Annotated in this window: 20 protein-coding genes; 12 read left to right on the top strand and 8 right to left on the bottom strand. The window is 67.3% G+C overall.

The window, feature by feature from the left end; all coding sequences use genetic code 11:
- Positions 1–4: 4 nt before the first annotated feature.
- Positions 5–862 (top strand): alpha/beta fold hydrolase, encoded by an 858-nt coding sequence (locus tag CAL26_RS10420; protein WP_179283318.1) that lies wholly within the window; start codon positions 5–7, stop codon positions 860–862.
- On the opposite strand, the gene CAL26_RS10415 is transcribed toward CAL26_RS10420, so the two are convergent.
- Genes CAL26_RS10415 through CAL26_RS10405 form a run of 3 tightly spaced genes read right to left on the bottom strand, consistent with a single transcriptional unit; the run spans position 846 to position 2,863 of the window.
- Complete coding sequence (locus CAL26_RS10415; protein ID WP_094846780.1) at positions 846–1,748, bottom strand: LysR family transcriptional regulator; 903 nt, start codon at positions 1,746–1,748, stop codon at positions 846–848. The genes CAL26_RS10420 and CAL26_RS10415 overlap by 17 nt on opposite strands.
- Positions 1,749–1,805: 57 nt before the next feature.
- A complete protein-coding gene (locus CAL26_RS10410; RefSeq protein WP_094846779.1) occupies positions 1,806–2,498 on the bottom strand; it encodes a potassium channel family protein in 693 nt (230 codons plus the stop codon).
- A gap of 32 nt (positions 2,499–2,530) precedes the next feature.
- The gene (locus CAL26_RS10405) at positions 2,531–2,863 is read right to left on the bottom strand and encodes a thioredoxin family protein (protein ID WP_094846778.1); all 333 of its coding nucleotides are present in this window, start codon (positions 2,861–2,863) and stop codon (positions 2,531–2,533) included.
- A 233-nt stretch (positions 2,864–3,096) separates the two neighbouring features.
- On the opposite strand from CAL26_RS10405, the gene CAL26_RS10400 reads away from it, so the two are divergent.
- The 4 genes from CAL26_RS10400 to CAL26_RS10385 are packed head-to-tail and all read left to right on the top strand — an operon-like array spanning position 3,097 to position 7,673.
- A complete protein-coding gene (locus CAL26_RS10400; protein ID WP_094846777.1) occupies positions 3,097–4,170 on the top strand; it encodes a succinylglutamate desuccinylase/aspartoacylase family protein in 1,074 nt (357 codons plus the stop codon).
- Positions 4,171–4,174: 4 nt separating this feature from the next.
- Positions 4,175–5,623 (top strand): MFS transporter, encoded by a 1,449-nt coding sequence (locus CAL26_RS10395; RefSeq protein WP_094846776.1) that lies wholly within the window; start codon positions 4,175–4,177, stop codon positions 5,621–5,623.
- A 19-nt stretch (positions 5,624–5,642) separates the two neighbouring features.
- Positions 5,643–6,686: an MBL fold metallo-hydrolase gene (locus tag CAL26_RS10390; RefSeq protein ID WP_094846775.1), complete on the top strand. Its 1,044-nt coding sequence runs from the start codon at positions 5,643–5,645 to the stop codon at positions 6,684–6,686.
- A 54-nt stretch (positions 6,687–6,740) separates the two neighbouring features.
- Positions 6,741–7,673 carry a LysR family transcriptional regulator gene (locus CAL26_RS10385; protein WP_094846774.1) on the top strand — a complete coding sequence of 311 codons (933 nt, stop codon included), beginning with the start codon at positions 6,741–6,743 and terminating at the stop codon, positions 7,671–7,673.
- Here the strand turns inward: CAL26_RS10385 and CAL26_RS10380 are convergent.
- Complete coding sequence (locus tag CAL26_RS10380) at positions 7,633–8,349, bottom strand: GntR family transcriptional regulator (protein ID WP_256988289.1); 717 nt, start codon at positions 8,347–8,349, stop codon at positions 7,633–7,635. The two genes, CAL26_RS10385 and CAL26_RS10380, sit on opposite strands and share 41 nt — an antisense overlap.
- Positions 8,350–8,500: 151 nt before the next feature.
- Between CAL26_RS10380 and CAL26_RS10375 the strand changes: the two genes are divergently transcribed.
- Genes CAL26_RS10375 through CAL26_RS10365 form a run of 3 tightly spaced genes read left to right on the top strand, consistent with a single transcriptional unit; the run spans position 8,501 to position 10,841 of the window.
- Positions 8,501–8,944 carry a carboxymuconolactone decarboxylase family protein gene (locus CAL26_RS10375; protein ID WP_094846773.1) on the top strand — a complete coding sequence of 148 codons (444 nt, stop codon included), beginning with the start codon at positions 8,501–8,503 and terminating at the stop codon, positions 8,942–8,944.
- An 11-nt stretch (positions 8,945–8,955) separates the two neighbouring features.
- On the top strand, positions 8,956–9,816 hold the full coding sequence (locus CAL26_RS10370) for an amidohydrolase family protein (protein ID WP_179283317.1): 861 nt from the start codon (positions 8,956–8,958) through the stop codon (positions 9,814–9,816).
- A gap of 47 nt (positions 9,817–9,863) precedes the next feature.
- Positions 9,864–10,841, top strand: coding sequence for a Bug family tripartite tricarboxylate transporter substrate binding protein (locus CAL26_RS10365; protein ID WP_094846771.1), 978 nt, complete (start codon positions 9,864–9,866; stop codon positions 10,839–10,841).
- Between the two features lie 81 nt (positions 10,842–10,922).
- Here the strand turns inward: CAL26_RS10365 and CAL26_RS10360 are convergent, their stop codons facing one another.
- The 3 genes from CAL26_RS10360 to CAL26_RS10350 form a co-directional block, all read right to left on the bottom strand.
- Entirely contained in the window at positions 10,923–11,738 is an 816-nt protein-coding gene (locus CAL26_RS10360) for a siderophore-interacting protein (protein ID WP_094846770.1), read from the bottom strand.
- The gene (locus tag CAL26_RS10355; RefSeq protein ID WP_256988287.1) at positions 11,735–12,430 is read right to left on the bottom strand and encodes a PadR family transcriptional regulator; all 696 of its coding nucleotides are present in this window, start codon (positions 12,428–12,430) and stop codon (positions 11,735–11,737) included. The genes CAL26_RS10360 and CAL26_RS10355 overlap by 4 nt, the downstream gene beginning before the upstream one ends.
- A gap of 200 nt (positions 12,431–12,630) precedes the next feature.
- Positions 12,631–13,611 carry a tetratricopeptide repeat protein gene (locus tag CAL26_RS10350; RefSeq protein ID WP_256988286.1) on the bottom strand — a complete coding sequence of 327 codons (981 nt, stop codon included), beginning with the start codon at positions 13,609–13,611 and terminating at the stop codon, positions 12,631–12,633.
- 271 nt (positions 13,612–13,882) lie between these two features.
- Between CAL26_RS10350 and imuA the strand changes: the two genes are divergently transcribed.
- From imuA to CAL26_RS10330, 4 genes are all read left to right on the top strand, one after another.
- Positions 13,883–14,587, top strand: coding sequence for a translesion DNA synthesis-associated protein ImuA (gene imuA, locus CAL26_RS10345; RefSeq protein WP_094847025.1), 705 nt, complete (start codon positions 13,883–13,885; stop codon positions 14,585–14,587).
- Positions 14,544–16,010, top strand: coding sequence for a Y-family DNA polymerase (locus CAL26_RS10340; protein ID WP_094846769.1), 1,467 nt, complete (start codon positions 14,544–14,546; stop codon positions 16,008–16,010). The genes imuA and CAL26_RS10340 overlap by 44 nt, the downstream gene beginning before the upstream one ends.
- 36 nt (positions 16,011–16,046) lie before the next feature.
- Complete coding sequence (locus CAL26_RS10335) at positions 16,047–19,217, top strand: error-prone DNA polymerase (protein WP_094846768.1); 3,171 nt, start codon at positions 16,047–16,049, stop codon at positions 19,215–19,217.
- A 137-nt stretch (positions 19,218–19,354) separates the two neighbouring features.
- Positions 19,355–19,546: a hypothetical protein gene (locus CAL26_RS10330; RefSeq protein WP_179283316.1), complete on the top strand. Its 192-nt coding sequence runs from the start codon at positions 19,355–19,357 to the stop codon at positions 19,544–19,546.
- Positions 19,547–19,695: 149 nt separating this feature from the next.
- Here CAL26_RS10330 and CAL26_RS10325 read toward each other — a convergent pair whose 3' ends face one another.
- Positions 19,696–20,943, bottom strand: coding sequence for a D-amino acid dehydrogenase (locus tag CAL26_RS10325; protein ID WP_094846766.1), 1,248 nt, complete (start codon positions 20,941–20,943; stop codon positions 19,696–19,698).
- Between the last annotated feature and the right edge of the window lie 56 nt (positions 20,944–20,999).

Genomic DNA, 20,999 nt, shown 5'->3' with positions numbered 1-20,999 from the left:
ACCGATGACACACCACGAACACCCCGCGCACGGCGTCGAGCGCAGACTTGTCGCGTATCGACCGGCGAACGCAAAGACGGACGTCCAGATCGAATACGCCGTGCAAGGAGACGGCCCGGCCGTCTGCATCCTGCCTTCGCTGGCCCGATCCGGACGCGATTACGACACCGTCGCCGCGCATCTCGTGGATGCCGGATTCAAGGTGCTGCGTCCCGAACCGCGCGGGGTAGGCGGAAGCCGTGGTCCCATGGAAGGGCTGGACCTGCACGATTTCGCGGCCGACGTCGCGGCGGTGCTGGACCAGGAAAATACTGGGCCCATCGTGATCGTCGGCCACGCATGGGGCAGCCAGCCGGCCCGCATGCTGGCGGCAGATCGGCCGGACCTGGTGTGCGGGGTGGTCATGGCGGCCGCCTCGGCGGGAAAGTTGCCCCCGGGCTCCACCGAACAGCCGTACGGCCGGCTGCGCGATGCCATCGATGGCGCGGGAGATTACAGGCTGCCTGAAGAAAAGCGCATCGAATGCCTGCGGCGAGCATTCTTCGCGCCCGGCAGCGAGCCCCGCGTCTGGCTGGACGGCTGGTATGCCGAAGCGCACGACGCGCAAAGCCACGCGCGCCGCGTCACGCCCATCGACGCATATTTTTCAGCCGGCGACCGCGTGCCGATACTGGACCTGCAGGCCGAGCACGATGCCGTCGTGGTGCCCGATGTGATGAAACCTTATCTGGGAGACCGCGTCACGGTGCAGACCATACGCAATGCGGGGCACGCCATGGCGCCCGAGCAGCCGCGCGCCATGGCCGATGCGATCGCCGCATTCGCGCGGCACGTGTACGAGGCGGTCAGTCCAACTCGGTGAACCGGTGCAGCATGACTTCGTCGATGACCTTCCGGGTCAGGGCTGACTTCACGCCATCCTTCCACACGACGTACAGGTGGAGATGCCCGGCGCTCTCCTTGAGATCCTTGAAAACCACTCCCGGGTAGGTGCTTCGCGAGTACGCCTTGGGTACCAGTGAAATCCCCATGCCGAGCTGGATGAGCTGGAAGATGGCAAGCGGCGTGCGTACCTGATGGACCAGGCTGGGGCGCATGCCCTTCGACAGGCAGCAGGCCATCTGCGCGTCATGCAAGGACGGGGATGTCTCGCGGGAAAAGCCGATCAGGGGATACTTTTCCAGGTCCACGGCCTCGATGGACTGCAGTCCCGCAAGCTCGTGCCCCTGCGGCAAGGCCAGCACGAAGGGCTCCGAGTAGACCGGAAACTTGTTCAGTCCCGCGACCGCCGGGCAGGCATGAATCACGCCGACATCGAGCCGCTCTTGCAGCAGCGCTTCCACCTGGTCCCTGGACGACATGTCGTGCACCAGCATCTGTACATCGGGAAAGCGGGCGGCCAGGCGTGCCTTGATCAGCGGCAACAGATGAAATAGCGCGGACGTCACGAAGCCGACCTTCAGGCCGCCGCCGTCGCTCGTACCTGCCCGGATGGTCGCGCCGACGGCCTGTCCCAGGTGTTCGAGGATGTGCCGGCTTTCATTGAGGAAAATCTTTCCCGCTTCGGTCAGCTGCACGTCGCGGCGATTGCGGGCCAGCAATTGCACCCCTAGTTCGTCTTCCAGCGCCTTGATGCGCTGCGACAGCGGCGGTTGTGACATGTGCAGCCGGGTCGCCGCCCGGCTGAAGCTCAATTCCTCGGCGACGGCAACGAAGTAGCGCAGATGGGTGATTTCGACGTTACGCACGGTTCTATCGACTCAGGCTCCGACGAGCGGGCCGGGATATGAAAGGCCGGGTCTGCATCACGCGTCGTCCGACCGCGTGTCTTCCGCCGGCAGGGACACCAGCCGCGCCAGCACGATAGCGGGATACAGCTGCCCGATCAGCGCTTCCATGTTCGACAGGGACCGCGCGACGCGAGCGATCGGCGTGATGTCGCCGTAGCCCACGGTGGTCAGCGTTGAAAAACTGAAGTAGATCCACACCCAGGGATAACCGAGGTTGGACTGCGCGTCCATGCCCGTATAGGCGCCGGGCACGCGCAGGTTGACGATCTCGTAAGCGGCCGCCCAGATGACGCCCAGCATCATGTAGAGCACGATGGCGCCCCACAGGCGGTCGCGCACCTGCGCGCCCTTGCCGAAGACCTTGGCGCATATCACCAGCGCCAGCATCACCAAGGCGAACAGCAAGGCGAAGGCGCGCAGCTGCGCGGCGCCGGTCGGCATGAACCAGCCGGCCCAGCGCACGCCGATCACCACCACCGCCACCAGCGTGAGCGGGATGAACGCCAGCCGTCGATCGGACACGGCGACGGCGCCGCACAGCAGGATCAGGGAGATCAGGACGTCTTCGACGACCTGGCCGGCGGTCGAGTCCGGCGGCAGGATCACCGGCGCGATAAAGACGCTCAGGATCAGGACAAACAACAAGGTGGCCATGCTGCCCAGTCGCAGCAAGGCGGCGCGTTCAAGCCAACGCCTGGAAGGTGGCATACCGAAGCTCTCCGATCAGCTGTTTCCGGCGATCAGCCGCCGGTCCGCAGGCCTGCCAGCGCTTTTTCGATATCGGCCTCGTCCTGCGGCCGCACCAGCCGCGCGACTTCCTGGCCATCCTGCAGGAAGACCAGGGTGGGCCATAGCTTGACCTTGTAGGAGCGGCCCAGGGGCTTGCCTTTGCCGTCCTCCACCTTGATGTGCTGGACGTCCGCATGCCGGTTCACCGCCGCCTTGATGATGGGCTGGGTGCCCTGGCAGATGGGACACCAGTTGGCGCCGAATTCCAGCACCGCGGCGCCTTTCATGGCGTCCACGGTCTCGCGGGCAGGTTCGGGGCGGTGCGGATCGAAGTCCTGGAACATGGCGATAGCTCTCCGGTTGGCGACCCGGGGCCCCAGGGCGGCAAGCCGCCCGCACGAGCGCAGCCGGGCGAAGTCCCCCATTATGGCCCGACCCCGATACTTTTCCTTAGTGATGCATTCCATGCATCGCTACCCCCAATAATCGGAAATTGCCGGCATAGCCCGGATCGTGAATAGTTTGCGCATGGGCCAGGCCGATACGCGGCGCCCGCATAACGCAAGGAGACCAGGACATGTCCCCCACCCTGCTCGAGCCCACGATCCAGGCAGCGCCCGGAGCCGCATCAAAACCCGTGGCGCAAGCGCGCAAATCGTTGATCTCGACCGACGTCGACTACGACCGCGAAGGCTTCCAGACCGGTTTCCTGCGCATTCCCTATTCGCAGGACCGCTCGGCCTACGGCCACATACCGACACCGGTCGCGGTGCTCAAACAGGGCGCCGGCCCGACCGTGCTGCTGACGGGCGGCAACCATGGCGACGAATACGAAGGCCCCGTGGCCCTGATGAAGCTGCTGCGGCGCATGCCCGAGATGCGGATACGCGGCCGGCTGATCGTGATTCCGGCCCTGAACTTTCCGGCCTTCCTGAACGGTTCGCGCACGTCGCCGATCGACCGGGGCAACCTGAACCGGATGTTCCCGGGCGAGCGCAACGGCTCGCTGACGGCCATGATCGCGCACTACGTCGACACCGAGCTTTTCCCCCGCGCGGACATCGCGCTGGACCTGCATGCCGGCGGCGCGTCGTTCAACCACATGCCCACGCTGCTGGCGGCGCTGCCCGGCGACGCCGCGCGGCACGACGAGTTCCTGAAGCTGGTCGACGCCTTCGCCGCGCCGCATACGATGATCATGGACCTGCTGGGCGAAGACCGCACCTATGGCGCGGCGGCCGAGCGCCATGGCACGCTGTTCCTGTGCGGCGAGTTCGGCGGCGGCGCGAGCTGCAGCGTGGATGGCGTGGCCATCGTGGAAGACGGCGTGCGCCGCTTCCTGCATGCCGCCGGTGTGACGATCGACGACCATCCGCCCGAGGCGCCGCGCCGCACGGCCTTGATCCGCGTGGAAGGCGCGCGGCATTATCTGTTCGCGCCGCGCCATGGGGTGTTCGAACCTTGCTTCCGCCTGGGACAGAACGTCGAAGCCGGCCAGCTGGCCGGGCGCCTGTTCGATCCGCATGCGCCCTGGGAGCCCGCCCGCGAGCTGCATTTCGCGGGCGCCGGCATGGTGGTGTGCGCACGAACCTATGCACGCGTCGAGCCGGGCGATTGCATCGCCCTGCTCGCGTCTCCCGCCCAATGGTGATGCCATGAACAATCGCGACACGACCGCCGATACCGCGGCGACGAGCCCGCCGCAAGCGCATGCCACCGCGCCGGCGCAAGTTCCCGAGGCGGGCGCCGGGGCGCTCCCCGGACCCACGGCGGAGGCAGGTTCGATATCCCATGGCTACATCGTGGGGATGTTCTTCCTCTGCTTCGTGTTTTCCTATATCGACCGGCAGGTGGTCAGCATCCTGGTCCAGCCGCTCAAGGCCAACCTGGCGCTGAGCGACACGCAGATCGGCCTGTTGCAGGGGATCGCGTTCACGCTGTGCTACGCCACGGCCGGCGTGTTCGTGGCGCGCATGGTGGACCGCTCCAACCGCGTCATGCTCAGCGCGGCCTGCGTGGCCATCTGGGCCATTTCCACCGCGATGTGCGGCACGGCGACCAGTTTCGGCGAACTGCTGGTGTGGCGCGCCGGCACGGCCATCGCCGAGGCCGCCCTGAGCCCGGCGGCGCTGTCGATCTTCAGCGACCTGTTCCCGCCGCGCAAGGTGGCGCGGGCCAGCAGTACCTTCATGCTGGGACCCTATGTCGGCGGCGGGGTCGCGCTATTGGGCGGCGGCGCGCTGCTGGGCGCGATGGACGCGCCCAATGCGGCGGCGTGGCTGGCGCGGCACGACCTGCACGCCTGGCAGATGGTGTTCTTCGTCCTCGGACTGCCCGGCCTGGTGCTGGCCGCGTTGGTGGCGTTGACCATCAAGGAGCCGCCGCGCCGCGGCGTGACGCAGGGAACGGCCGCACCGCCGCTGACGGAAGTCCTGCGCGAGCTGTTCGTGCGCAATCGCTTCTGCCTGCCCTACTTCTTCGGCTATGTCGCGCTGATCCTGTTGTTCTATTCGCATTCGGCCTGGTTTCCGACCATGATCATCCGCCGGTTCGGGCTCAGCGCCAGCGAAGTGGGCAAGCTGGCGGGACCGATCTACATGCTGGGCGGCATGGCCGGCGTCGTCAGCGCCAGCTTCCTGGTCGGCAAGGTCAGCGACACCGCCGCCTTGCGCAAGGTGTTGCGCATCGCCGCCTGGGCCGCGACGCTGCTGATCCCGGTGGCCTGCGTGGCGCCCCTGGCGCCATCCCTGGCCCTGACCCTGGCGCTGTACGGCTTGTGCGCCTACGCCGCCAGCATCGTCATGGCCTTGGCGCCGGTGCCGTTGCAGATCGCCATACCCAACCGCATGCGCGGCCGCTCGCTCGCGTTGCTGGTGTTCATGACCAACGCCATCAGCGGCGGGCTGGGGCCCTACGCCGTCGGCGGCATCAACGAATGGCTGGCGGATCCGCGCACCGGCCTGGCCACGGCCCTGGCCATCGTCGGCACGGTCGCCGCGGCGTTCAGCGCGCTGCTGTACTGGATGGCCGCCCGCCGCGCGGCAGCCGTGGAATCCGTCATTGTCCGCACCGACGGCGTGGCCGCGGGCCGCGCCGCGCTTTAACCCGGAAAGAGGCTATCGCATGAAAACCATCCCACCATCGACCCGCCGCGAGCGCGTGGCGTCCGCCCTGAAACTTGCCGTCCTCGCGGCCGCCCTATCCCTGGCCGGCCTCCAGGCGCCCGCCTGGGCCCAGGCCGCGCCGCAGGATGCGGGCAAGGCCAGCGCCACCGTCCCGCCGCAAGTGCGGACCCAGGCGCCCGGCTTTTATCGCATGATGCTGGGACAGTTCGAAGTCACCGCCATCTCCGACGGCACCATCGCCATTCCGCTCGACAAGCTGCTGCAGACGCCGCCCGAACAGACCCAGGCCGACCTTGCGCGCGCGCATCGCTCGGAACCGGTGGAAACGTCCATCAATACCTTCCTGATCCATACCGGCACGCACCTCGTCCTGGTGGATACCGGCGCCGGCGACTTCTTCGGCGGCCGCGGCGGCGGACAACTGCTGCGCAATATCAAGGCGGCGGGCTACGACGCGGCGGACATCGATAGGGTGCTGCTGACCCATATCCATGGCGATCACTCGGGCGGGCTGACCGTCAAGGGGCGCATGCTGTTCCTCAACGCGGATGTCTATGTGGACAAGCACGATGCCGATTACTGGCTCGACCCGGCCAACGCCGCCAAGGCGCCGGAGAAGGACCGCCATGTATTCGAGCAGGCGCGTCAGTCCCTGGACCCTTACGCGCAGGCGGGCCGGCTCAAGCCCTTCGCCAGCGGCGCGCGGATATTGCCCGGCATACGCGCGATCCCCCAACCCGGGCATACGCCGGGCCACACGCGCTACCTGGTGGAAAGCGACGGACACCGGCTGGAACTCTGGGGCGACATCGTCCATGCCGAAGAGGTGCAGTTCAGCCGCCCGAACGTGACCATCCAGTTCGACGTCGTGGCGGCCGAAGCCGCGCGCGCCCGCAAGCAGGCCTTCGACGAAGCGGCCCGCGACGGCTATCTGGTGGGCGGCGCGCACATCCCCTTCCCCGGACTGGGCCATGTGCAGCGCGACGGCCAGGGCTATCGCTGGCTGCCCGTGGCGTACAGCCTGGACGGCCTGAAACCGTAGGCGGGCGTGCTGTGGCATCATCGTTGCCCGATAGCAATGGCATCGAGGCAACAGATGGAACTACGGCATCTACGCTATTTCATCGCCGCCGCCGAGTCGGGCAGCATCCGTATCGCGGCGGAGCGGATACACGTCACCCAGCCGGCGATTTCCCGGCAGATCCAGGATCTGGAAGAAGAGCTGGGCCTGATGCTGTTCGAGCGCACGCCGCGCGGACTGAAGTTGACGGTGGCCGGACAGGCGTACCTGCGCGAGGCGCGCGCCGCCATCGCCCACCTGGAAGCGGCGGCACGCACCGCCAGGCGCCTGTCGTCGGGCGCGCAGGGCTATCTGCGGCTGGGTTTCGTCGAGAACAGCGCCTGGGACGGCATCGTTCCCGATATCTTCCGGCGATTCCAGCTGGAGGTCCCGGACGTGCGGATCGAGTTGATCCCGATGAATACGCCCGATCAATTGCAGCAGATCGAAGCGGGTGCGCTCGATGGCGGCTTCGTCTATCAGTACGGCCCGCTGCCTGACACGTTCGAGGCCTTGCCGCTCAGGACGAACGACGTGCTGCTCGCCGCGCCGCTGGCGTGGCAGCTGCCCATCGAACCGACCGGGAACGGCCACGCGGGCGCGGGCGAACTCCCCGACGTGGCCTTGCGTGACATCGCCGACTGGCCGTTCGTCACCTTCCCGCGCACGGTCTATCCGCTGTATTTCGACAAGCTGATCGGCGCCTGCCAGGAGCGGGGGGTGACGCTGCGCGTCGTGCAGGAAGTCTCGACCGAGGCGGCCATGCTGGCGCTGGTCTGCGCCGGCATCGGCGCGGCCATCGTCAATTCGGCCAACCTCGGACGTCCGCCCGCGTTGGCGCGGTTCGCGCGCCTGAGCGATCTGTCGATCGACATGCCGCTGGTGTTCACCTTCGGCAAGCACGCGGCCAATCCCGTGCTGGCCCGCTTCATCGATACGGTGCGGGATCCGCGGCCTGCGCTTCGTTGAGGATCGCCATCACGTTGCGGCCCGTACGCTCCAGATGACGCGTGAGTATTTTCGCCGCCCGTTCGGCGTCGCGCGCCATGGCGGCGTCGAAGATGCCCTGGTGCTCATCGGGCACGTTGGCGTCGGGCGCATGCCGCACCAGGAATAGCCGTCGGTACCGGTCGCTGAGATCGTGCAGGGTGCCGCAGAAACGCAGCAGCAAGGGCATGCCGCAGGCGGCGAACAAGGTCAGATGGAAGGCGCGGTGCGCTTTTTCCCAGCGTTCGTCACGCGTGCCTTCCCGGTCCAGCCGGCTCAGGCGGTGGTACGCGGCAACCAGGCTGTCTTCCCAGCGGTCGTCGCCCTTGGCCAGGGATTCGGTCAGGGCCATGACTTCCAGCTGGATGCGCAGCTTGGTGACTTCCAGCAGATTGGCGGCGGAGACCGGCGCGACGCGGTAGCCACGCTGGTCGGTGATCTGCACCAGGCCTTCCGCCGCCAGCCGGGTCAGCGCTTCGCGCAACGGGCTCAGGCTGACGCCGTACTCGCGGCGCAGATCGTCCAGGCGAAGCTTGGCGCCGGGCGCGTAGATGCCTTGCAGGATCGCCGCCCGCACCTGGATCGCGACGGACGCCGTCAGGGACGAGCCGGTTTCGGCATCGGTGTCGGCGGTCAACGCTTCCATGAGGTTTTTCATGCGGGTATTCATCCAGGTATCGGCGGATTCTACCGCGCATCACGCCAGGATCGATTGCAAACAATAAAATCGATTTTTCTGTTGACTTCGATTATTCCTTGGCGAAAGATAGCCGCTCCGGCGCCCGACGCCGCGTATCGAGGAATGCAGAATGTCAGCTCGTATCGACAAAGAGATCGCCGGCAAGGCCATGGGGCAGGCGCACGAAAGCATGGCGCAACTGGCGGATTCGTACCGCGACCTGCTGGGCTACCTGCCGCCGCGCGTGGAATCGCGCCTGGTGGTGACCGGCGCGCTCGATCCCGAAGTGGTGCGCCTGCAGGAACAGGTGCGCGCGCACGCGATGAACCCCGCCTGCTTCGACACCAAGACCGCCCAGTTGATGATCTTCGGCATGCTGGTGGTCGAGTTGAGCGATGCCGCCATGATCCACGGCATCGCGGCGCGCCGCGCGGGCGCGACCTGGGAAGAGATGCAGGCCGTGGTCAGCATGGCGTACATCTTCCGCGGCGTTTCGGCGGCCAATCGCGGGGCGGAGATGCTGGCGCGCATCGCCGAACGCGAAGCGCAGGCGGCCGCCGGCGCGTCGGAATGAAGGAGCGCGGCATGCACGCCTGCCCCGGCCCCGACCGCGATACCCGCAAGCCGCGCTTCCAGATGCCGCAAGGCGCCTGCGATTGCCACGCGCATATCTTCGGCCCCGCGCATCGTTTCCCGTATTCGCCCGAGCGCAGCTACACGCCGGAAGACTGCACCGTGGAGGACTACGAAAAGCTGCTTGCGACCCTGGGCATCGACCGCGCCGTCATCGTGCATGGCGGTGCGCACGGCACCGACAACGCGGCGACGCTGGATGCCTTGCGGCGCATGGGTCCGCGCGCGCGCGGCGTGGCGGTGATCCCGCCTGGCCGGCCGGCCATGGAACGCGAGGCCATGCACGAACTCGGGATGCGCGGCTACCGCATGTCGACGGTGGTCGGCGGCGGCGTCGGTTTCGACGCCTTCGATGCGCTGGCCGCGGAAGCCCGCGAGATGGGCTGGCATCTGGTGCTGCATTTCAAGAAATCCGAAGAGCTGGTGGAACTGGCGCCGCGTTTGAGTGCGCAGCGCGTCGACGTGGTGCTGGACCATCTGGCCCGCATCCGCGCCGACGAAGGCGTCCACAGCCCGGCGTTCCAGACACTGGCGGGGCTGATGGAGAGCGGACGCGTATGGATCAAGCTGGCCAGCCTGTACCGCCTGTCGAGCGAACCGTATCCGCACGCCGACATGCTGCCGATGATCCACGAGTGCGTACGGCGCTGGCCAGATCGGCTGATATGGGGCAGCAACTGGCCGCATCCGATATGCGATGTTCCGATGCCGAACGATGGCGACCTGGTGGACCTGATCCCGCTATGGGCGCCGGACCCTGACGTGCAACGCAAGATGCTGGTGGAGAACCCGGCCAGGCTTTACGGATTCTGAGCAGGCATCGGTAATACATAAAAAAACGACAACCACGGAGACAAACCATGTTGAAGAAGCTGCGGCACGCGATGGCGGCCGCTGTGATGGCCTGCGTTCTTCCATCAGCCTCATGCTGGGCGGCGGAAGCGTGGCCCGCGCAGACCATCAATATCGTCGTACCCTTTCCGCCCGGCGGCACCACCGACGTGATCGCGCGCGTGCTGGCCGAGAAGCTCGGGCCCATCCTGAAGCAGTCGGTGATCGTGGAGAACCGCCAGGGCGCCGGCGGAAATGTCGGCGCCGCCTACGTCGCGCGCGCCAAGCCCGACGGCTACACCCTGCTGGTGTCCAGCGCCGGCCCCTTGAGCATCAACCAGCAGTTGTACGCCAGCCCCGGCTACGACCCGATCAAGGACTTCACACCCGTATCGTTGCTGGCGTCGGTCCCGATCATGCTGGTGTCGAATGTGAAGGCGCCGTTCAAGACCGTCGCCGAACTGATCGCCTATGCGGAAGCGCACCCTGGCCGGGTTGCCTACGGTTCGCAGGGCAGCGGCACGACCAGCCATCTGACGATGGAACTGCTCAAGCTCGATGCGGGCATCGATCTGCAGCACATTCCCTACCGTGGCAGCGCGCCGGCGGCCACCGACCTGATCGGCGGACAGATCCTGGTGATGTTCGACAACTCGCCCACCACCTATCCGCAGGTCAAGGCAGGCACGATGCAGCCGCTGGGCGTGGCGTCCAGCAAGCGCCTGCCGAGCATGAAGGACATACCCGCCATCGCGGAAACCGTGCCCGGCTTCGAATCCGATGCGTGGTTCGGGCTGGTCGCGCCGGCGCACACGCCGCCGGAGATCGTCAACCGGATCAACGCGGCGGTGCGCCAGGTGCTGGCCGACGCCGCCGTCATCGCCAAGTTCCAGGCCACCGGCGTGGACCTGGTGAGCGATACCCCGCAGCAATTCCAGCGCTTCATCCTTTCGGAAAAGGACAAGTGGGGGAAGATCATCAAGGCGACGAACCTGAAGATCGGCTAGTCGGTCGGTCCTTTCTTCGCCACGGGCCGGACGTCATGTCCGCCCGGTGTGCTTGAGGGCCGGCGGCGCGGCGGGCAGGCGTCAATCCTCCAGCGTTTCGTGCACGCCGGACGACCCGCGTTTCCAGTAGCTGGATGCGCGGATGCGGTTCTTCGGAATGCCGCGCTCTTCGACCAGCACCCGCCGCACGGCCTTGGCCGCCACGGATTCGGCGGCCGCCCAGACATAGCCTTCGCCCGCCGGCAATTGCACCTGGCGCGCCGCCTGTTCCAGGCGCGTGGGGTCGCCGGACGGCGCGCCATCGCGATGCAGCCATTGCAGCGTGATGCCCTCACGCGACGGGAGCGGGAGTTCCGCCGTGGCGTCGGCCACTTCGATGATGGCGATGGCGCGCGTCGACGCGGGCAGCTCCTGCAAGCGGCGCGCGATGGCGGGCAAGGCGGTCTCGTCGCCGATCAGCAAATGCCAATCGAAGGCCGTGGGCACGACGAAGGAACCGCGCGGGCCCCCCACGCCGATGAACTGGCCGGGACGGGCCTGCGCGGCCCAGCTGGACGCGGGGCCGTCGCCATGCAGCACGAACTCGATATCGAGCTCGTTGGCATCGGCGTCGTAGCGCCGCGGCGTGTAGTCGCGCGCGGCCGGACGAGGCGCGCCGGGCGGCATGGAGATGCCTTCCCGACCGACGATGGGCAGGACGGGCTGGTCCTGCCCGGGTTCCGGGAAAAAGACCTTCACGTGATCGTCGAACGAGGCGGACACGAAGCCTTCCAGGTCCGGGCCGGTCAGCGTGACGCATAGCAACTGCGGCGATACCAGCCGGGTGCGGACCACCTGCAGCAGCCGCATTTTCAATGGATGGCGCACGCGTTGCACGGAGAGCTCGAGGGTCGTCATGCTTGCTCCGTGCCGTCGCCTTCGATCTCCCGCACCGCGCGCATCAGGATGGCGGCGATGCGGCGCTGCTCCGTGGGGTCCGCATCGTCGCGGCGGAATACGGCCTGCTTCAGCGCCTGCCTGGCCTGCACGAGCTCGGGGACCCAGCCGGTGGCGGCATCTTCGCCTTCAGGACCGGCTTCCATGGGCTTGCCCGTCCACGCGCGGCGCATCCATTCCATTTTCCGGGCCACGTGCTTGAGCTTGCCGAACATCATGTCGAGCCTGTCGCGGTTGGCGTCCAGATGCGCGCGGCCTTCTTCCGACAGGTGATAGCGCTTTTTGCTGCCTTCGAGTTCGACGGTGGCGTAGCCGATTTCTTCCAGGTAGGTCAGCGCGGGATAGATCATGCCGGGGCTGGGCGTGTAGAAGCCGCTGCTCATCGCGCCCAGGGCCTTGATCAGTTCATAGCCGTGGCTGGGATTTTTTTCCAGGATGCCCAGCAGCATCAGCTGCAGTTCGTCGCCGCCGAACTTGCGCCCGCGTATCCAGCCGCGATCGCCGCCGTCGTGATCGCCGTCATCGCCGTGATGGCCATGGCGCCCGCGATGACCGCCGCCGTGGCGGCCGACCATGCCGTGATGCATACCCCAGCCGCCCATGGCGCCCATGGCGCGGCGCATGAAGAACCAATGATGGAAAGGAAAGTTCATGACGTCCTCTATATCGTAAGACATATATCGTACGATATACATGCTTGAGGAGGGTGTCAACAGTTGCGTGCGCGGTCGCCCGCCCAACTGCCCGCCCAGTCGCCTGAACGGTCCCGTGAAGCGGGTGCGGGGGCGGTGGGCGTAAAAAAGCCGGATTGCGCCGGCTTCGAATATCGACAGCCTCTCCTGGGCGGACCTGCTCAGGTCCAATCGTCGGAACCGCTGCTGCTGCCGTCGTCCCAGGAACCGCCATCGCTGGAAGAACCGCCATCGTCCCAGGGATTGCCCACGTTCCAGCTGTTGTCGCCGCCGTCGTTATTGGCGAGCTTGCGCTTTTCGTCATCGTCCCAGGAGCTGGCATCGCGCAGGCCGAAATCGTTGCCGCCCATGTCGTAGCCTTGTTCGCCGGCCGTCGCCGCGCCGGCGCCGCGCGCGGGATCGGCGTTGCCGAGATTGCCCGCATTGTCCGAACCGCGATGCAGGACGCGGTCCATCAGGGCTTCTCCCGCGACCACGCCGGCGCCCACCGCCGCCCCGGTCGCCAGGCCGCCAAGAATGCCCGAGCCCATGCCGGGACCGGCCTGGCCAGGGGCAGCGCCGCCGGGATAGCCGTAGCCGCCCTGGGGAGCGCCTGGAGCTCCGCCCTGCGGCCCGTAGGGTCCATTGGGTCCGTAAGGCGAGGACGTGCGCATGGGACCGTAGCCGCCGTTGGGACCGGCCGCGCCGTTGGCGCGCCTGCGTGCGCGCATGACCAGGGACACGACGATCAACAGCCCGGCGATCGCCAGCACCATCCCCCAGGGAATGCCGGAAAACGTGCCTTGCGCGCGTGATGCGTTGCCGCTCGAGGCGATCAGGCTGCGCAGTTCATCCACGGCGCCCGGACGGGCGAAATTCTGGCTGGGATCCAGGCGGATCGCGGTATTGAGTTCCGCCTGGGCCTGCTGCAGCTTGCCTTGCTTGCCTAGTAATTCCGCTTCCACGAAATGCGCCTTGGCGCTGTTCGGATGATCGCGCAGGATCTGGTCCATCATCGCCTGGGCTTCGCGATAATTTCCCGCCTGCGCGGCCTGGTACACCTGATCGGGCGTGGCCTCCGCCGCATAGGCATTGCCGCCCAGGAGCAGGCAGGCGGACAGCAGCATCGAGCCGGCGATGGACTTTGAGTAAACGGAGCGCATAGGGAATCCTCCCGTGAATGCGAATGAGATGACGCCGAACCGTCGAAGTTCAATAGATGGTACGCCGACTGATTCCATGAAGGACGTGAATCACAGCTTATAGCGCCCCTGCTCTACCTTGGCGCGGGCTTGCAAGGCGATACGGTTTCGCCGGATTTTTACTGTATATTTGTCCAGTAAATATCCAACCTGAACCCCTCGCGCCCGGCCCTGATCCGCCGGGCGTTTCCGCCCTTGCCTTCCTTGCTCCGCCGTCATGCCGTCGCTTTCCATGCCGCCGCCCGAACAGATCCATCCCGCCTTGTGGCGGGGGACGCAGTTCGCGCGCGCGGCGCGGGCGGCGGTGCCGACGGGGTATCCGGATCTGGAAAAGGAATTGCCCGGCGGGGGCTGGCCTCCCGCGGCCTTGAACGAATTGCTGCTGCCGCGTCCCGGCATCGGTGAAATACGCCTGCTGCGGCCGGCGCTGCAGGCCCTGGACCGGGAAGGCAGCATCGTGCTGGTCCAGCCGCCCTGCGTGCCCAATATCGCGGCTTGGACCAGTTGGGGGCTGGACCCCGCCCGGCTGCTCTGGGTGAATCCGGAACGCCCGGCGGATGCCTTGTGGTCGGCGGAACAGGTGCTGAAAAACGGCAGCTGCGCCGCTTTGCTGTGCTGGCTGCCGCAGGCGCAGCCGGAATCCCTGCGGCGGCTGCATCTGGCGGCGCAGGGGGGCGCCACCCTGTTCTTCTGTCTGCGCCCGACGCGCGCCGGCGCCCAGGCATCGCCGGCGCCATTGCGCCTGGCGCTGGCGCCGGCCGGCGATGGATTGCAGGTGGATATCGTCAAACGCCGCGGGCCGGTGTGCGGACATTCCCTGTATATCGCGCTGGACCGGCGCGCGCCTGCCCGGGACATCGCGCGGCCCACGCACGACCTTGTTTTCGATCACCATGCAACTCTGGATCGCCGTCTACCTGCCGAGGCTGGCGCTTGATGCCCTGCATCCGCCGTGGCCCCTGGACGTCACGGCATGCGCGGTCATCGAGCAGGAATGCGTCATGGCCCTGACGCCGGCTGCCGCCAGCCATGGCATTACCCTGGGCATGCGCCGCGCCGGCGCCAATGCCCTGGCGCCGCACGCCATTCTGCTGGACCGCGACCTGGCGGCCGAAGGCGCGGCCTTGGAAGGCGCCGCGCTGGCCCTGCTGCAATACACGCCGGACGTCGCGCTCGGCGACCAGCACGCCCTGCTGCTGAACGTCGGTGCCAGCCTGCGCGTATTCGGGGGGCCGCGCGCCCTGGCGCGCCGCGTCGCCGGCACGTTGCGCACGCTGAATCTGCAGGCGCATCTGGGCATCGCGCCCACCGCGGGCGGCGCCTGGCTGTTGGCGCGCAGGGCCGATACCCATACCGGTCCACGCCATGCATTGGCGATGGCGCGCCTGGCGCGGCGCCTGGACGCCCTGCCCTGCGCCCTGCTGCCGCCGGCCCAGCCCCATCTGGAATGGCTGCACGGCATCGGCTGCCGCGATTTCGGCTTCCTGCGCCGCCTGCCCCGCGCCGGCCTGCAGCGCCGCTGCGGAACGGCGCTGCTGAAAACCCTGGATGCCGCGTATGGCGACGCGGCGCAGGCGCACGCCTGGATTTCTCCTCCCCTGGCCTTCAAGCGCCGCTTCGAACTTATCGAACGCATCGAACACACCGATGCGGTGCTGGCGGTGGCGCGCATACTGGTGGAACAGATGAGCGGCTGGCTGACCGCGCGCCAGCGTGCCGTGCCGCGGCTGACGCTGGCCCTGGAACACGAACGCGGCCGCCATGCGCGGCCGCCCAGCCTGCTGGAATTGACGCTGGCCGAACCGGCCTGGCAACCGGCGCACCTGCTGGGCCTGCTGCGCGAACGGCTGGATCGCATGACGCTGCAGGCGCCGGTGGTCGCGGTCGTGCTGGACGCGCCGCACACGGTCCCGCAACCCGCGGCCAATACCACGCTGTTTCCCGAACCGGCCCAGGTCGCCAGCGAACGCGCGCGCCTGCTGGACATGCTGACGGCCCGCCTGGGCGCCGACCGGGTACTGCGTCCCGACCCCGTCGCCGATCATCGGCCCGAAGTCGCCAATCGCTGGACCGGCGTGCATGGCGCGGCCGGGGCCAGCGAACCCGCGCCCGCGCTGGACCGTCCCTTCTGGCTGCTCAATCCGCCACAACCGCTGCAAGTGCGGCGCCATCGGCCCGTGTACGGAACGCCATTGAAACTGGTGCGCGGTCCGGAACGCATCGAAAGCGGCTGGTGGGACGAAGCCGCGGCAGTACGCGATTATTTCGTGGCGGAAGATGACCACGCCGCGCGCTATTGGGTCTACCGCGAACGCGGCGTGGACGATGCGCGCTGGTATCTGCATGGGCTGTATGCCTGATACGACATATGCCTGATACGCCGAGCCGGACACGCCATGCAAGCCTTCGATGAATCCATCGCCATGATCCCCGCCTACGCGGAACTGGGGTGCATGACCAACTTCACCTTCCTGCGCGGCGCCTCGCATGCGGAAGAACTGGTGACGCGCGCCGCGGAACTGGGTTATGCCGCCCTGGCCATCACCGACGAATGCTCGGTGGCCGGCGTGGTGCGCGCGCACGTCGAAGCGAAAACGCTCAAGCTCCCGCTGATCATCGGCAGCTATTTCGAACTGGACGATCCCGCGCACCCCGAACCCATGCGTGTGATCCTGCTGGCGCAGACCCGCGAAGGCTACGGCAATCTTTGCGAACTGATCACCATGGCGCGCACCGGCGCGGCCATAAAAGGCTCATACCTGCTTGCGCCTTCCCAGCTGGAACGGCCGCCGGCGGACTATGCGCACCTGGCCGGCCTGCCCGAATGCCTGGCCATCCTGGCGCCGGCCCAGGGCATCGACGCCGGCCAGCTGGCCACCCAGGCGCGCTGGCTGGCGCGGGTATTTCCCGGCCGCGCGTGGATGGGCCTGATGGCCAGGCACCAGTCGCGCGACGACCTGCATCGCGCCACCGTGGAAGACACCGCGCGCGACTGCGGCTTGCCGGTCACCGCGCTGGGCCTGGCGGAAATGCACGTCCGTTCGCGCAAGCCGCTGCATGACACGCTGACCGCCATCCGCCTGGGCAAGCCGGTCAGCGAATGCGGCTACGCGCTGGCCGCCAATGCCGAACGCCACCTGCGCTCGCGCCTGCAGCTGGCCCGCCTCTATCCCGCGGAAGCGCTGCGCCAGACCCTGGAGATCGCCCGCCGCTGCACCTTCAGCCTGGACGAATTGCGCTACCAGTATCCCGACGAAATCGTGCCCGCCGGGACCACGCCGGGCTCCTACCTGCGCGCCGAAACCTATGCGGGCGCGCATCGGCGCTTCGGCGCACAGATACCCGCCGCCATCACCGCGCAGGTCGAAAAGGAATTGGCGCTGATCCAGGACCTGCGCTACGAAGCGTATTTCCTGACGGTCTACGACATCGTCAAGTTCGCGCGTTCGCAAGGCATCCTGTGCCAGGGGCGCGGGTCGGCCGCCAATTCGGCGGTGTGCTATTGCCTGGGCATCACCGAAGTCGATCCCGCGCGCGGCAATTCCCTGTTCGAGCGCTTCATCAGCAAGGAACGCAACGAACCGCCCGACATCGACGTCGATTTCGAGCACCAGCGCCGCGAAGAAGTCATCCAGTACATCTATGAAAAATACGGCCGCGCGCGTGCCGCGCTGACGGCGGTGGTGATCTCCTACCGGCCGCGCAGCGTGCTGCGCGATACCGGCAAGGCGCTGGGCGTGGATCCGGCCATCGTCGACGCGGTGGCCAAGGCGCATCAATGGTGGGACAGCCGCGAAGGCCTGCTGAACGGCTTCCAGGCCTGCGGGCTGGACCCCGAATCCGTCGTGGCCAGGCAGTGGGCGGCGCTGGCCACGCTGCTGATGGGATTTCCGCGGCACCTGTCGCAGCATCCGGGCGGCTTCGTGATCTCGCGCGGCAAATTGTCGCGCCTGGTGCCCATCGAAAACGCCGCGATGGAAGGCCGCAGCGTGGTGCAGTGGGACAAGGACGACCTGGACGCCATGCACCTGCTGAAGGTGGACGTGCTGGCCCTGGGCATGCTTTCGGTCATCCGCCGCGCGCTGGAACTGATATCGCTGCGGCGCGGCCACGCCTTCGCCATGCAGGACATACCGCCGCACGACACCCCCACCTACAACATGATCTGCGAAGCCGACACGATAGGCGTGTTCCAGATCGAATCGCGCGCGCAGATGACCATGCTGCCGCGCCTGCGGCCGCGCGAATTCTATGACCTGGTGGTGGAAGTCGCCATCGTGCGCCCTGGCCCCATCCAGGGCGGCATGGTGCATCCCTATCTGCGGCGGCGCCAGGGATTGGAAGAAGAAGCCTATCCCAGCGAAGACGTGCGCGCGGTGCTGAAACGCACCATGGGCGTGCCGATTTTCCAGGAGCAGGTCATGCAGATCGCCATGGTGGCGGCGGGCTTCAGCGGCGGCGAAGCCGATGAACTGCGCCGCTCCATGGCGGCGTGGCGGCGCAAGGGCGGCGTGCACAAATTCCGCGACAAGCTGGTCGACGGCATGCTGATACGCGGCTATGCCAAGGAATTCGCCGAGGCCATTTTCCGCCAGGTCGAAGGCTTCGGCGAATATGGCTTCCCGGAAAGCCATGCCGCCAGCTTCGCCCTGCTGGCCTATGCCAGTTCATGGATCAAGCGGCATGAACCGGAAGCCTTCCTGGCGGCCTTGCTGAACTCGCAGCCCATGGGTTTCTACGCGCCGGCGCAGCTGATCCAGGATGCGCGCCGCCACGGCGTGACGGTATTGCCGGTGGACGTCTGCGCCAGCGATTGGGACAGCCGGCTGGACTTCACCCACGCCACCGCGAAGGGCCGGCCCGCCGTGCGGCTGGGGCTGAACCTGGTCAAGGGCATGTCCGAAGCGGCGGCGCTGCGCATCGCCACCGCGCGGCTGCAACAGCCTTACGCGCACACCGCGGATCTGGCGCGGCGCGCGGATCTCAGCCGCCACGACCTGGACGCGCTGGCGGCGGCCGATGCCCTGAGCGCCCTGGCCGGCCATCGCCGCCAGGCACGTTGGGAAGCGGCGGCCGGTCCGCCCGCCAAGGGCCTGCTGCGCGATGCCGCCATCATGGAAACACAGGCGCCCGAACTGCCCCTGCCCACCGAAGGCCAGACCATCGCCGACGATTACCGTTCGCTGCGCTTCACGCTGCATCGCCATCCCCTGGCCTTGCTCCGCGACAAGCTGAAGGCGCGCCGCTTCGAAACGGCGGAAACGCTCAGCGCCTACCCCGACAAGCGGCTGGCGCGCGCCTGCGGCCTGGTCACGGTGCGTCAACGGCCCGGCACGGCCAATGGCACGATCTTCGTTTCGATCGAAGATGAAACCGGCGCGGTCAATGTGGTGGTGCGGCGCGAACTGATCGACAGGCAGCGCAAGGAACTGCTGGCGTCCACGCTGCTGGGGGTGTACGGGGTGTGGCAGAACGTCAGCAGCGTACGCCACCTGATTGCCCATCGCCTGGTCGACCTGACGCCACTGCTGGGCACGCTGTCGGTCACCAGCCGGAACTTCCACTGAAGCGCAGCGGGCGCCGGGGCCGCGCCGGCACAGCGTTTGCTGCCCAACAGGCGCGGATCCATTTCCGCATTTTCCCGCCGCCGACGCGTGCCCAGCCGCGTACAGGCGCCGGGGTATTTATGCAAAGGAGCCAGCAAATGAAGCAGCAAAGCAATCAGCCGAACCAGCAGAACCAGCAAAACCAACAAGGCCAGCGCCAGCACAGCCAGGAAGGCCAGGGCGGCCAGCAGCACAACCAGAACCAGCAACGTACTCACCAACAGCAGCAGCAGAACCGCTCCGACCAGCAACCGGGCCAACAGCGCCAGGGTTCGGACCAGAAGCGCTGATAAGCGCGCGTAGTGGAAGGCCCGTGACGACGGGCCTTTCGCTTTCGCCTTTATTTTGATTTTTCCGGCCTGCACGGCCGAACCTGCTGCGTATGTAGCGAAAACGGGGCCTGTTGAGCATCCTGCTCATCCAGGCCCTTTTTACGTGGTCAGGCCGGCAGGAACGGCCGCGGCTCGATGGGCGCGGGAATCCCGGCCATCTGCGCGGTCAGCAGCGCCGCGCTGCCGCAGGCCAGGGTAAAGCCCAGCGCCCCCTGCCCCAGGTTCATCCAGAGATTGGACGCCGCGCGGCTGGGACCGATCATCGGCTTCCCGGACGGCGTGGCGGGACGCAAGCCCGCCCAAGGTTGGGCGGCCGCGAGCGGCAGGGACGGAAACGTATCCGCCACCTGGCGCTTGAGCAGCGCGATCCGCTGCTCATCGATGGCGGCGTCGCCGCCGATGTCCACCATCGCGGCCATGCGCAGCACCGATCCGATGCGCGCATACACGATGCGACGCTCGTAATCCGTCACGCTGATCGCGGGACCGGCGTCTTCGTGATCCTTCATCGGGACGCTGAGGCTGTAGCCCTTCAACCCATAGATGGGCACATCCTGCCCCAGCGGTTGCAGCAGCGCGCGGCTGCCCATGCCGGAAGCCACCACATAGGCATCGGCTTCGATATCGCCGGCCGGCGTGTTCGCCGCGACGATGCGTGCGCCTTCCCGGCGCAGCGCGGACACGCGCGTGCTCATCAGGATGCGCGTCTTGGGCTGGCGCCCCAGGCGTTCGAAAAGCGCTTCGGTAAAGCGCAGGCAATCGCCGACCTCTTCACCTGGGGTATAGACCGCGCCGGCCAGGTCGGCCCGCATGCCGGCCAGGGCGGGTTCCATGGCCAGCGTCTGCGCGGCGGTCAGCACCTGCTGATCGGCGCCATGGCTGGCTTGATACGCCACCAGCGCGCGCGCCTTTTCCAGCAGCGCCTTGCTGCGATAGACGATCAGCTTGCCGTTGCGCAGGTGGCTGAAGGACAGGGGCTCCTGCTCCAGCAGCGCATGCAGGACATCGCGGCTCAGGTAGGACAGCGTCAGCATTTCCGCCGTTACCCTGCGCGAGACCGACGCGCGGCAGGCCAGCGCGAATTGCATGCACCAGCGCCACTGGTGCGGATCCAGCCGCGGCCGGAACCGCAGCGGCGAATCCGGGCGCAGCAGCCAGGCGGGCACGTTGGGCAATACGCCCGGGCCGGCCAGCGGCGCGACGTAGCTATAGCTGAGCTGGCCGCCGTTGGCATGGCTGGTTTCATCGCCAGGCTGGGCCCTGCCGTCCACCAGCGTGACTTCGTATCCCTGGCGCGCAAGGAAATACGCCGACGCCACGCCCACCACGCCCGCGCCGATTACGCACACGCGCATCGCTACATCCTGAAATCGTTTACCAGCAGGCATTCTGGACACGGGGACGCACGGCG

This window comes from Bordetella genomosp. 9 (genome assembly GCF_002261425.1).
GTDB lineage: Bacteria > Pseudomonadota > Gammaproteobacteria > Burkholderiales > Burkholderiaceae_B > Bordetella_C.
This window is presented reverse-complemented; position numbering and strand designations above follow the sequence as displayed.

Coding starts and splice junctions, on each gene's coding strand:
- CAL26_RS10405 (WP_094846778.1), bottom strand. CDS start 2,863: ATGTTCCAGGACTTCGATCCGCACCGCCCCGAACCTGCCCGCGAGACC.
- CAL26_RS10375 (WP_094846773.1), top strand. CDS start 8,501: ATGTCAGCTCGTATCGACAAAGAGATCGCCGGCAAGGCCATGGGGCAG.
- CAL26_RS10385 (WP_094846774.1), top strand. CDS start 6,741: ATGGAACTACGGCATCTACGCTATTTCATCGCCGCCGCCGAGTCGGGC.
- CAL26_RS10350 (WP_256988286.1), bottom strand. CDS start 13,611: ATGCGCTCCGTTTACTCAAAGTCCATCGCCGGCTCGATGCTGCTGTCC.
- CAL26_RS10325 (WP_094846766.1), bottom strand. CDS start 20,943: ATGCGCGTGTGCGTAATCGGCGCGGGCGTGGTGGGCGTGGCGTCGGCG.
- CAL26_RS10370 (WP_179283317.1), top strand. CDS start 8,956: ATGCACGCCTGCCCCGGCCCCGACCGCGATACCCGCAAGCCGCGCTTC.
- CAL26_RS10355 (WP_256988287.1), bottom strand. CDS start 12,430: ATGAACTTTCCTTTCCATCATTGGTTCTTCATGCGCCGCGCCATGGGC.
- CAL26_RS10420 (WP_179283318.1), top strand. CDS start 5: ATGACACACCACGAACACCCCGCGCACGGCGTCGAGCGCAGACTTGTC.
- CAL26_RS10395 (WP_094846776.1), top strand. CDS start 4,175: ATGAACAATCGCGACACGACCGCCGATACCGCGGCGACGAGCCCGCCG.
- CAL26_RS10400 (WP_094846777.1), top strand. CDS start 3,097: ATGTCCCCCACCCTGCTCGAGCCCACGATCCAGGCAGCGCCCGGAGCC.
- CAL26_RS10330 (WP_179283316.1), top strand. CDS start 19,355: ATGAAGCAGCAAAGCAATCAGCCGAACCAGCAGAACCAGCAAAACCAA.
- CAL26_RS10340 (WP_094846769.1), top strand. CDS start 14,544: ATGCAACTCTGGATCGCCGTCTACCTGCCGAGGCTGGCGCTTGATGCC.
- CAL26_RS10380 (WP_256988289.1), bottom strand. CDS start 8,349: ATGAAAAACCTCATGGAAGCGTTGACCGCCGACACCGATGCCGAAACC.
- CAL26_RS10410 (WP_094846779.1), bottom strand. CDS start 2,498: ATGCCACCTTCCAGGCGTTGGCTTGAACGCGCCGCCTTGCTGCGACTG.
- CAL26_RS10335 (WP_094846768.1), top strand. CDS start 16,047: ATGCAAGCCTTCGATGAATCCATCGCCATGATCCCCGCCTACGCGGAA.
- CAL26_RS10390 (WP_094846775.1), top strand. CDS start 5,643: ATGAAAACCATCCCACCATCGACCCGCCGCGAGCGCGTGGCGTCCGCC.
- imuA (WP_094847025.1), top strand. CDS start 13,883: ATGCCGCCGCCCGAACAGATCCATCCCGCCTTGTGGCGGGGGACGCAG.
- CAL26_RS10360 (WP_094846770.1), bottom strand. CDS start 11,738: ATGACGACCCTCGAGCTCTCCGTGCAACGCGTGCGCCATCCATTGAAA.
- CAL26_RS10365 (WP_094846771.1), top strand. CDS start 9,864: ATGTTGAAGAAGCTGCGGCACGCGATGGCGGCCGCTGTGATGGCCTGC.